This window comes from Asticcacaulis sp., from assembly GCF_020217185.1.
GTDB lineage: Bacteria > Pseudomonadota > Alphaproteobacteria > Caulobacterales > Caulobacteraceae > Asticcacaulis.
Genome location: NZ_JAIWNX010000296.1, coordinates 1 through 10,000, shown reverse-complemented (window position 1 = coordinate 10,000; position 10,000 = coordinate 1). Strand labels below are relative to the sequence as shown.

The 10,000-nt window shown below is 61.9% G+C and carries 11 protein-coding genes and 1 tRNA gene; 6 read left to right on the top strand and 6 right to left on the bottom strand.

All coding sequences use genetic code 11. The features are described from left to right. The 3 genes from LDL37_RS15175 to nadA all read right to left on the bottom strand — a co-directional run. On the bottom strand, positions 1 to 994 hold a 994-nt coding region (locus LDL37_RS15175), incomplete at its 3' end, for an FAD-binding protein (RefSeq protein WP_290799657.1). Between the two features lie 152 nt (positions 995 to 1,146). Then, a complete protein-coding gene (locus LDL37_RS15170; protein ID WP_290799656.1) occupies positions 1,147 to 1,515 on the bottom strand; it encodes a hypothetical protein in 369 nt (122 codons plus the stop codon). Next, on the bottom strand, positions 1,512 to 2,627 hold the full coding sequence (gene nadA, locus LDL37_RS15165; RefSeq protein ID WP_290799655.1) for a quinolinate synthase NadA: 1,116 nt from the start codon (positions 2,625 to 2,627) through the stop codon (positions 1,512 to 1,514). Before nadA ends, LDL37_RS15170 begins: the two co-directional genes overlap by 4 nt. A 262-nt stretch (positions 2,628 to 2,889) precedes the next feature. On the opposite strand from nadA, the gene LDL37_RS15160 reads away from it, so the two are divergent. The 3 genes from LDL37_RS15160 to LDL37_RS15150 all read left to right on the top strand — a co-directional run bounded on the left by LDL37_RS15160 (position 2,890) and on the right by LDL37_RS15150 (position 4,502). After that, on the top strand, positions 2,890 to 3,351 hold the full coding sequence (locus LDL37_RS15160) for a Dps family protein (RefSeq protein WP_290799654.1): 462 nt from the start codon (positions 2,890 to 2,892) through the stop codon (positions 3,349 to 3,351). Positions 3,352 to 3,580: 229 nt separating this feature from the next. Further along, complete coding sequence (gene arfB / locus LDL37_RS15155) at positions 3,581 to 4,012, top strand: alternative ribosome rescue aminoacyl-tRNA hydrolase ArfB (protein WP_290799653.1); 432 nt, start codon at positions 3,581 to 3,583, stop codon at positions 4,010 to 4,012. Beyond that, on the top strand, positions 4,002 to 4,502 hold the full coding sequence (locus tag LDL37_RS15150; protein ID WP_290799652.1) for an N-acetyltransferase: 501 nt from the start codon (positions 4,002 to 4,004) through the stop codon (positions 4,500 to 4,502). The genes arfB and LDL37_RS15150 overlap by 11 nt, the downstream gene beginning before the upstream one ends. On the opposite strand, the gene LDL37_RS15145 is transcribed toward LDL37_RS15150, so the two are convergent. Together LDL37_RS15145 and LDL37_RS15140 are read right to left on the bottom strand one after the other, a co-directional pair. Beyond that, complete coding sequence (locus tag LDL37_RS15145; protein ID WP_290799651.1) at positions 4,492 to 5,547, bottom strand: glycosyl transferase family 4 family protein; 1,056 nt, start codon at positions 5,545 to 5,547, stop codon at positions 4,492 to 4,494. The two genes, LDL37_RS15150 and LDL37_RS15145, sit on opposite strands and share 11 nt — an antisense overlap. A 142-nt stretch (positions 5,548 to 5,689) precedes the next feature. Beyond that, the gene (locus LDL37_RS15140) at positions 5,690 to 6,895 is read right to left on the bottom strand and encodes a pyridoxal phosphate-dependent aminotransferase (RefSeq protein WP_290799650.1); all 1,206 of its coding nucleotides are present in this window, start codon (positions 6,893 to 6,895) and stop codon (positions 5,690 to 5,692) included. Between the two features lie 287 nt (positions 6,896 to 7,182). Between LDL37_RS15140 and LDL37_RS15135 the strand changes: the two genes are divergently transcribed. Together LDL37_RS15135 and LDL37_RS15130 are read left to right on the top strand one after the other, a co-directional pair. Further along, complete coding sequence (locus tag LDL37_RS15135; RefSeq protein WP_290799649.1) at positions 7,183 to 7,629, top strand: hypothetical protein; 447 nt, start codon at positions 7,183 to 7,185, stop codon at positions 7,627 to 7,629. Continuing rightward, positions 7,614 to 8,561: an endonuclease/exonuclease/phosphatase family protein gene (locus tag LDL37_RS15130; RefSeq protein ID WP_290799648.1), complete on the top strand. Its 948-nt coding sequence runs from the start codon at positions 7,614 to 7,616 to the stop codon at positions 8,559 to 8,561. Before LDL37_RS15135 ends, LDL37_RS15130 begins: the two co-directional genes overlap by 16 nt. 126 nt (positions 8,562 to 8,687) lie before the next feature. Here LDL37_RS15130 and LDL37_RS15125 read toward each other — a convergent pair. Then, positions 8,688 to 8,777: transfer RNA gene (locus tag LDL37_RS15125), tRNA-Ser, on the bottom strand. A 370-nt stretch (positions 8,778 to 9,147) separates the two neighbouring features. Between LDL37_RS15125 and LDL37_RS15120 the strand changes: the two genes are divergently transcribed. Further along, a partial coding sequence (locus tag LDL37_RS15120; protein WP_290799647.1) for an outer membrane beta-barrel protein occupies positions 9,148 to 10,000 on the top strand: 853 nt, incomplete at its 3' end.

Here is a 10,000-nt window from a genome sequence, read left to right as displayed (position 1 = left end):
CCGGGATGGGCGTCGTGCGCGGGTCGATGCCCGCCGCCATGCACGAGGCGAAGACGGTCGGAAATTCGTGCGGGAAGTGCGCGCCAATCGCTTCGCGGCAATCGAGGAAGGCCCCGCCCAGGGTCGTATTGGCGCGGTGTACGGCGCGCGCCACAATGTCGCGAGGGGCCAGTTCGCCGTCCGGGTGATCGTCAAAGGCAAAGCGGTGACCATACTTCGTGATCAGGGTCGCGCCTTCGCCGCGCAGGGCTTCGGTGGCCAGAGGGGCGGGGTCGGCCCCGATGTTGATGGCCGTCGGGTGGAACTGCACGAATTCCGGGTCGGCGATTTCGGCCCCGGCCAGAGCAGCCATGGCCATGCCTTCGCCGCGCAGATTGGCCGGGTTGGTGGTCACGGCAAACAAGCCGCCCGATCCGCCCGACGCCAGCACCACGACGGGGGCAAAGACCTCAATCGGGCGACCGCCGCGTTCGACCACGGCCCCGATGACCGTCTGAGCGTCGGATCGGATCAGGCCGGTGGCGACCGCGCCTTCCCAGATGACGATGTGCGGCGCGGCCTTCGCGGCGGCGACCACGGCCTCCAAAATCTTCTTGCCGGCCAGATCGCCGCCGACGCGCGCCACGCGGGCGAGGCCGTGCGCGGCTTCGCGATTGAGCACGAAAGACCCATCGGCGTGGTGGTCGAAGGGCGCGCCGATGGCGTTGAGGCGGCGCACCACGTCCGGCCCCATACCGGTCAGGGCGTGGGTGGCGGCGGAGTCATTGATGCCGGCCCCTGCGATCAGCGTGTCCTGTGCGTGCGCTTCCGGGGAATCCTGCGGGGACAGGGCCGCGGCGATACCACCCTGCGCCCAGGCCGAGGAACAGGCCGCGCCCAGCTCGACCGGCGCCAGCACCAGAGTCGGCTGCGGGGCGGCATTAAGCGCAACCGATAGCCCGGCCAGCCCTGCACCGATGATCAGCGGACCGTTATGGATATAAACTTCAGGCATTTTCAGCGCCTTTTCAAATCCCGTCTCCCCGAATGCAAGGAGAGGGTGACCCGATGGGTCGGGTGAGGGGAAGGTCATTCCCCCAGATGCCCCCTCATCTGGCTTCTGTTTTACGTCAGCCACCGTCTCACTTGAGGAGAGAAGGGAGGAGGTTAACGAGTGTCGTGTAGGTATCGAAGTGCTTCGTTTTGGGTAAGCACTCTGTTGGCAACGCTCCATACACACATGTTTAAATCTGGCGGTGTGAATGGTTTATCCTGTTGTCTAAGGTATTCAGCCTTACTTAGGAACGAAAAATAACATGCGTGCCAAAGCATTTTACTTCCATTAGGAAGAGCTTCAATTCTTATTTCCGTGCCTGTTCGTTTGAAAAGCAACACCTCTGAAAAGATTGAGGAGTAATTTTTCAAAATGTTGATTTCGCTGATTTCGCGATAGGCCCAGTCCAGAGTTATAGGGTCGGTGGCCTTTATCCGGATCTCTTTTGAGGAAATGGTCACCGCAAGTTCGTTCTCACTCATGAGATCAACTCGACATCCACATGGTGGCGGGCCTTGATCATGTCGTAGCGGGCCGGGGTGGTGGTGGGTGGCATGTCGATCATGCGCTGCACCGACAGGCGGGCCTTGTCGATAATGGCCGCGTCCACCGTCACTTCGTGCGTCATCGTCAGCAGCGAGGCATAGATGCCTTCCAGCGTGATGCGCTTCATGTGCGGGCACAGATTGCACGGCCGCAGGAACTCAACGCCGTCGCCCGCATCGGCCGTGACATTATCGGCCATCGAACATTCGGTGATCAGCACTACCTGCTTCGGCTTGTTCTGCGTCACATAGTCGGCCATGGCCGTCGTCGAGCCGGTGAAGTCACAGGCCGCAATCACGTCCGGCGGGCATTCCGGGTGGCCCAGCACCACCGCGTCGGGGTGGGCGGCGCGCACATCGGCAATGTCCTGAGCATTGAAGCGTTCGTGCACTTCGCACGCGCCCTTATAGGCGATGATGCCGATGTTTGTCTGACGCGCCACATTGCGCGCCAGGAACTCATCGGGGACCAGAATGACGCGGTCCACGCCCCATTCTTTCGCCGCCCATTCGACCACCTGCACCGCATTGGCCGAGGTGCAGCAGATGTCGGTTTCCGCCTTCACATCGGCGGTGGTGTTGACGTAGGAGACGACCGGCAGGCCGGGATAGCGCTGCTTGATCAGGCGCAACTGTTCACCCGTCAGGCTGGAGGCCAGCGAACAGCCGGCGCGCAGGTCGGGGATCAGCACGGTCTTTTCCGGGGCCAGAATCTTCGAGGTTTCGGCCATGAAATGCACGCCGCCCTGCACGATGATCTTCGCGTCCGACTTCGCGGCTTCGCGCGCCAGACCTAAGCTATCGCCCACATAGTCGCCGACGCCGTGGAAGATGTCGGGCGTCATATAGTTGTGCGCCAGAACGACGGCGTTTGTCTCGCGCTTGAGGCGGTTGATGGCCGCGATCAGCGGGGCCTGAATCTGCCATTCGATAGGCGACACCTTGCCCTTGAGGCGCGCGTAAATCTCTGCGGTTTCCGCCTCTATGTCGGGCGTAAAGGCCAGCGCGCCAAGGGCTTCGTCCACGACCGGGTTTTTGCTGTGCAGCATTTTATTCGTCTCCTCGCGCCGCCGGACCGCTCCGGTGACCCTTATGCTCAATTTCAGCATAAGTGGCATTAAAATACGCCTTTGGCCGGTCATTGCAAGACCAGCCCGTAAAAAAACCATCACATATTGTATCGGTGTGGGGCGCCTGAGCCCTGTGTTTTCACAAAATCCGTGAAAACCGGAATTGTCGGTTATGGGTCATTGAAACTTTATAAGGAGCTGCGCATATCGCTGAAGACGTCTATTTATAAGGGTAACCATTATGCCGAAAGCCGCCGAAACGCCTGACACCCCCGTCTGCCTCGAACTGTCGAAGGTGCTGGCCGACAGCTATAATCTCTATCTGAAGACGCATGGCTATCACTGGAATGTGCGCGGGCCGCAGTTCAACAGCCTGCACGCCATGTTCATGGCCCAGTACACCGAGATGTGGACGGCGCTGGACGAAATCGCCGAACGCATCCGCGCCCTAGGCGAACTGGCCCCCATGTCGGGCGCGGCCTTTGGTAACCTGTCTTCGATCAAGGAAGGCGACGCCACCAAATCGGCCAATGAGATGCTGAAAGAGCTGGCCGACGGGCACAAGACCCTGATCGCCACGCTGAAAAACGCGCTCAAGGTGGCGGATGAGGCCGGTGATGACCCCACGGTGGACCTCCTGACCGTGCGCCTCGGCAGCCACGAAAAGCACCTGTGGATGATCTCGGCCTCGCTGGAGGATTAAGCCGCATGCCGAAAAGTGGCCCCACTTTTCGGATGCACATGAGGCGTTAAAAAATGCAGGGGCACGGCCCCTGCACCCGTAAGGGGGAACGGTTGGGCCGTCCGCGCCAAACAAAATCAGTATGCGCTCGATTTGACAGGTTCAGATCGGGCGCATTTTTGTTATGCAAGCGCATCCCGAAAAGTGTGCAGCGGTTTTCGGGTCCAGATGCGCGTCAAAAAGAAATGTCATGATCTTCATTACGCCCAAAATCTACGTCGATGAGGCCGAACTGAGCGAGAGCTTTGTGCGCGCATCCGGTGCGGGCGGGCAGAATGTCAACAAGGTCTCGACCGCCGTTGAACTGCGCTTTTCGATCTGGGAAAACCAGACGATCCCCTATGAGGTCAAGCAGCGCCTGATCGTTCTGGGCGGGCGGCGCGTGACGCAGGACGGCGTGCTGGTCCTGTTCGTGCAGACCCACCGCACGCAGGATATGAACCGTAAGGCGGCGCGCGAACGCTTTGTTGAACTGCTGCAACGCGCGGCCGCCCCGCCACCGCCGCCGCGCATCAAGACCAAACCGACGCAAGGGGCGGTGCGCCGGCGTCTGGTGGCCAAGTCCATCCGGTCGGGCATCAAGTCCGGCCGCCAGAAACCTTTGGGCGAAGATGACGACTGAGATCCGACCGGCCACCGCCGCCGATGCCGACGCCATTCTGACGCTGTATCGTGACGTCGCGCGCCTCAGCGGCGGGCTGGCGCGTACCGAAGCCGAAATCACGCCGGACTATATTACCGGCAACCTGACTGCGGCCCTGACGCGCGGGGTGTGTCTGATCGCGGAAAGTGACGGGCGCTGCGTCGGGGAAATCCACGCCTTTGCGCCGATGCCGAAGCAGTTCGCGCACGTCCTCAGCGATCTGACCGTGGCGGTGTCGCCCGCGACGCAGGGGCAGGGGATCGGGCGTCGCCTGTTTGAGGCGCTGATCGCCCATAGCCGTCAGCAAACGCACATCCGGCGCATCGAGCTTTTGTGCCGCGAAGGCAATGCGCGTGGCATCGCCCTCTATGAAAGTCTGGGCTTTGTGCGGGAAGGGCGATTGAAAGGCCGTGTTCACCTGCCCGACGGCACGGTCGAAGACGATCTGTTTTTTGGGCTCACGCTGTGAGCGTTTTGCGTATCCGGAACCAGCCATAGCACAGGGCGGCGACCACAAGGCACAGGGCGGCAAAGCGCAGTTCGACGCCGGTGGTTATGCCGATCAGGCGCGCCCCTGTGCCAATGGCGCACGACAGGGCACACAGCCCCCAGATTTTCAGCGCCAGACGCCCATGATCCGGGTCACGGTGGATCAGCCATTGCTGATAGAGGTGATCCTTATGCGCCTCAAACAGGTTGCGTTTACGCTGCGCGCGCCAGACGAGCGTCAGCAGCACATCGACCAGCAGCGGGGCCAGCAGGAAGCCGCCCAGCCAGATCGAGGCGATCTCATGCCGGCTGAGGACCAGCGCCCCGCCGGTGACCAGAGCGCCGCCGAACAGCGACCCGGCGTCGCCCTGAAATACGCGGTTGAGCGGCAGGTTGAACGGCAGCAGCCCGGCAAAGGCCCCGCCGGTGGCTAAAAACACCAGTAGCACACCACCCAGCATCGACACGGGCTGCGAGCCGAAGGCCAGCACAAACCCGGCATAGATCAACAGGCACACGGCCTGCGTGCCAATGGCCAGCCCGTTCGACCCGTCCATGAAGTTGATGGCGTTAAGCCCCAGCACCAGCCACGCGGTTGCGGCCAGCACCCCCAGCGGAAAGGGCACGGCCAGCGTCAGGCCGGGGGCCAGGATCAGTTCGTGCACCGGATAGAGGCTGGCAAAGCCTGCGCACAGGATAATCTGAAACAGCAGACGCGCCTTGGCGGGCAGGTCCAGCACATCGTCAATCGCCCCGGACAGCCCGGCCAGAGCCGCAAAGCCGAACAGCCACAGGCCGGTCTGTGGCACGTGAGCGTGAAGTTCCAAAACGCCAAACGCGATGGCCAGCCCGCTGGCGGCCATGACGGCCAGCCCGCCGCTGGTCGGGGTCGGCGACTTGTGCGCGCCGCGGTCGCGCGGAATATCGACCGGCCCGCCGCGAATGGCCAGTTGCGCCAAAAGTGCGGCCAACCCGGCAGCGATGGCGACAATGCTCAAACAGGCGAGGGGGGAGAGAAGCCACATAGTCACGCCCCTCTCCCTTGAGGGAGAGGATGGCCCGCAGGGGCGGGTGAGGGGGGGGAAGCCTCCGTTTGGAACACGTCTCTCGATGACCCCCTCACCGCAACCCTCTCCCTCGAGGGAGAGGGGGCTCGGGAGTGAACCCTTACTTCAGCGAGGCGCAGAAGCGCTGGATGCGCTCGCAGGCCTCGGTCAGCACCGCTTCCGACGTCGCGTAGGAGATGCGGAAGAAGGGCGACAGGCCGAAGGCCGCGCCGTGCACCACGGCGACGGTTTCCTGTTGCAGCAGTTCCGAAGCGAAGTCCTCGTCGGTCTGGATGACCTTGCCCGACGGGGCGGTCTTGCCGATCAGGCCTTCGATCGACGGATAGACGTAAAACGCGCCTTCCGGCGTCGGGCAGTGGATGCCCTCGCAGGCATTCAGCCCGGCGACGACCAGATCGCGGCGCTTCTGGAACACGGCGGCGCGCTCCGGGATGAAGTCCTGCGGCCCGTTGAGCGCTTCGACGGCGGCCCACTGCGCGATCGAGCAGGGGTTGGAGGTCGATTGCGAGATGATCTTCGACATGGCCTTGATCAGCGGCTCAGGACCGGCCGCGTAGCCGATGCGCCAGCCGGTCATCGAATAGGCCTTCGACACGCCGTTCATGGTCAGGGTGCGCTCATAAAGCTCCGGGCAGACCTGCGCGATGGTGGTGTATTTGAAGCCATCAAAGGTCAGGTGCTCATACATGTCGTCGGTCAGTATCCACACCTGCGGATGACGCTTCAGCACCTCACCCAGCGCCTTCAGCTCGGCCTCGGTATAGGCGGCGCCCGACGGGTTGGACGGCGAGTTGAGGATCAGCCACTTGGTTTTGGGCGTGATGGCGGCTTCCAGCGTTTCCGGCTTCAGCTTGAAGCCGGTGGACATTTCCCCGACGGCGAACACCGGCGTCCCGCCGGCCAGAAGGACCATGTCCGGATAGGACACCCAGTAGGGGGCCGGGATGATCACTTCGTCGCCGACATTCACCGAGGCCATCAGGGCGTTATAGATGACCGGCTTGCCGCCCGGCGACACCGACACCTGCGTCGTCTTGTACTCCAGGCCGTTTTCGCGCTTGAACTTCTCGACGATGGCGGCCTTCAGCTCCGGGATACCATCGACGTCGGTATAGCGGGTTTCGCCGCGCTTGATCGCCTTGATGGCGGCGTCGCAGATATTTTCCGGCGTGTCGAAGTCCGGTTCACCCGCACCCAGCGAGATGACCTTCTTGCCCTGACGGGCCAGTTCGCGCGCCTTGGCGGTCACGGCGAGGGTGGGGGAGGGCTTTACGCGCTTCAGCGTATCGGATTCGACGAAGGTCATGGATGTCGCCTCTTAAATATCTGGCTTTATGGGCGGTGGAGGTTCGCCCCTCTTTTGCGCGAAGGGCGGCGTTTGTCCAGCACTGTTGCAGGATTGTGCGACATTTTCGCAAAGGCGTGGCACAGAGGTCGTACAGATGGTTTCCAACGGAACGAATCGCGGCGCGCGACGTGGGTGACAGGGTGGCTGGAAACGGGTAATATCCGCTCATTCAGGGGGGTGATATGCGGCGGGTGCTTTTGACCATTGCATTGGGTGCGTGTATCGGCCTGTCCGGGTGCGCCTCTATGCCCGTAGCCAGCGCTTCGGGCGGCATATCGCTGCTGCGCGACGCGCTGAGTGTACCGGTGGCCGAACTGGAAACCAAAGCCGCCAGCGGCGACGCCCGTGCGCAGTTTTCAACCTCTCTGGTCTATCAGTACGGGCTACAGGGCACGCCTGCTGACCCGGTAAAGGCCACGACCTACAGTCAGAAGGCTCTGAGCGTCAAAGGCTATACGCCCATTACGCAATACATAGCCGGGCTCAATGGCAATCCGGGGCGTACAGCCATCATCAATGTGCCGCGTTATGAGGTCACCGCCGGCGAGGCCCAGGCCGCCTATCGCTGTGCGCAGGCGGTGGCGCGCCGTGTTGCACCGGCGGTTGGCGCGGCGGCCTGCGGGACGATGGAGGTTTATGCCGAGATAATGTCCCGTTGGTACGGTGGGAAGAGCAGATGGCCCGTCGTTTAGAGTTGGATCAGCCCGATATTTTCCTGCGCAATATGCGCTTTACGGTCGGGCTGGGGCTGAGTGCGGGTCTGCTGATCGGCCTGATTTCGCTGTGGCCGCATTGGCCCGGCGATATGATCGTGCCCTTCCGTTTGCAGCTTGTGGTTCTGGCGGTGGCAGGGTTGCTCCTCAGCCTGTGTCTGGCGCGGCGGGCCTTGGTGGGTTTTGCCGCAATAGTGCTCATGCTGCACGCGACCCCTGTGGCCCTGCGGCTGATGCAGCGGCCGGTCCTGCCCGCAACGAGCGATGCCGGACGGCCGCTCAGCCTCGTTTTCAGCAATGTACTGGCCGATAATCGCGACTATGGCCGGGTGATTGCCCTTGCCGAAGGTGAAGATGCTGACCTGTTTGCCGCCGCCGAAACCTCTCCGGCGTGGATTGAACGGTTGAAGGCCCTGAGCGCGACCTATCGCTACAGCTATGCCCCGGATGCCGGTATTTTCGGTGTGGCGCTCTATGCCAAGCGTCCGTTCACGCCGACCCTTTATCGCGTTGGTCGGTACAATATGACGCTGCTGCGCGCCGATTTTGGCGACTATGTGGTTTACGTTGCCCACCCCATGCCGCCCGCCAATGCCCGTCTGAGTAAAGATAACCGCCTGTATATTGCGGATCTGGCCCGACGGGTCGTCTCAGAGACAAAACCTGTCATCGTCACGGGCGACCTTAATGCCACCCTGTGGTCCGGCAGCCTGGGGCCGTTTATGCGCGCCAGACTGAGCTGGCCAGCGGGATCGGGCCTGCGCCACACCTGGCAGACGGGCCGCGCCCTTCTGGGCATTCAGATCGACCATGTGCTGACGAAGGGCTTGCGGGCCGGCCGGCTTACGGTTTTGCGCGATGTCGGCTCAGATCATCTGCCGGTGAGGGCTGATCTGGTTTTGCCGCGGTGAGCTTTGTGATTCCGGCGGTTGGCGAATCCGCCGCCAACCCCAAAGCCAAAAGGCACAATTGAACTTTACGCGCGCGCCAAAGGCGGTGCGATAAACTCTGATTGAATACGCATGTGGGATGTTTGATGGCGGAGAGGGTGGGATTCGAACCCACGGTAGGCTTGCACCTACGCCGCATTTCGAGTGCGGTACATTCGACCACTCTGCCACCTCTCCGTATACAAAGGTGTATTCATTTCGTCCGTGGACGTCGCCCGGTGGTCGCGGGCAGGGCCGTTCTCCTACTCACAAGCGTTTCGCAACGCAAGCCCCTTTCCGCAGTTCTGCACATTTAATTATTGAAAACTTACGGCCCGAAGACGACGACGTAGGGTAACTGCGTCCGAAAAAAGGCACGTCATCCTATAGTGTCTTTCGGGTGTCAGTCGTCGTTAAAGACGTATTAAAGGGCACATTTTCAACCAAAATGGCATTTTAGGTGCTATGCAAGATATGTTCCCGCAGTTATGTAGGCGTTTGTAATTACGGTTAGTCCGTCGTGCGTATATTCGGCGGCCTCATCGATGGCCAAGAGAGGGCATTACACATGAAACTCAACTTGCTGGCGGGCGCTGCGCTCGTCGCACTGGCGATGGCGTCTGGCGCCGCCGCTCAGGAAGCCGAAGGCTGGTACGGCGCTGTCGACCTCGGCTATAATCAGAAATCCGAGTACGACGCGAAGTCGCCCGGCACGGCTGGTACCAACATGCCGGACGGCTCGCCGTTCGTCTACAATGTTTCGACGGAAAATGACTGGGCCGGCTTTGCTCGCCTCGGTTATCGCTATAACCCGAACTGGCGCGTTGAATTCGAAGGCGGCTACCGTCCGGGTGATGTCGATGCCGCTCGCGGCTTCGCTCGCGTCTATCCCTACGCCGGTGGCACCGCTCCGCGCGACACCGCGCTCTGCACGCCGGGCGTGACCCGCACGGCTTCGACCCCCTGCGGCGGCCCGGTCGGTTCGTTCGATCAGACGACCTTCATGGCGAACCTGATCTACGATTTCATTCCGGAATCGAAGTTCCATCCGTTCGTCGGTCTGGGTATCGGTCTGGACCGCGTGAAGGCGGACTTCACGGGTCAGTATTCGGTCAACCCGACCGGTACCGGTCAGAACCTGACCATCTCCGGTGAAGACACCGTCGCCGCCTATCAGGCGCTGGCGGGTTTCGCCTGGGCTCTGTCGGATCGTCTGAACCTCGACCTGACCTATCGCTACCTGACGACGGAAGAGGTCAATCTCAACGCGAAATCGACCACCACGCTCCTGAACCCCGGTTCATTCTCAGGCAAGTTCGACGATCAGACCCTGACCGTCGGCCTGCGCTGGTCGTTTGGTGCGCCTCCGCCGCCCCCGCCGCCCCCGCCGCCTCCTCCGCCTCCGCCCCCCCCGCCGCCTC

What these genes read in the sequence shown, in the direction of transcription:
- LDL37_RS15170 (WP_290799656.1), bottom strand. Translation starts at nt 1,515, where the DNA reads ATGAGTGAGAACGAACTTGCGGTGACCATTTCCTCAAAAGAGATCCGG.
- nadA (WP_290799655.1), bottom strand. Translation starts at nt 2,627, where the DNA reads ATGCTGCACAGCAAAAACCCGGTCGTGGACGAAGCCCTTGGCGCGCTG.
- LDL37_RS15160 (WP_290799654.1), top strand. Translation starts at nt 2,890, where the DNA reads ATGCCGAAAGCCGCCGAAACGCCTGACACCCCCGTCTGCCTCGAACTG.
- arfB (WP_290799653.1), top strand. Translation starts at nt 3,581, where the DNA reads ATGATCTTCATTACGCCCAAAATCTACGTCGATGAGGCCGAACTGAGC.
- LDL37_RS15150 (WP_290799652.1), top strand. Translation starts at nt 4,002, where the DNA reads ATGACGACTGAGATCCGACCGGCCACCGCCGCCGATGCCGACGCCATT.
- LDL37_RS15145 (WP_290799651.1), bottom strand. Translation starts at nt 5,547, where the DNA reads ATGTGGCTTCTCTCCCCCCTCGCCTGTTTGAGCATTGTCGCCATCGCT.
- LDL37_RS15140 (WP_290799650.1), bottom strand. Translation starts at nt 6,895, where the DNA reads ATGACCTTCGTCGAATCCGATACGCTGAAGCGCGTAAAGCCCTCCCCC.
- LDL37_RS15135 (WP_290799649.1), top strand. Translation starts at nt 7,183, where the DNA reads ATGCCCGTAGCCAGCGCTTCGGGCGGCATATCGCTGCTGCGCGACGCG.
- LDL37_RS15130 (WP_290799648.1), top strand. Translation starts at nt 7,614, where the DNA reads ATGGCCCGTCGTTTAGAGTTGGATCAGCCCGATATTTTCCTGCGCAAT.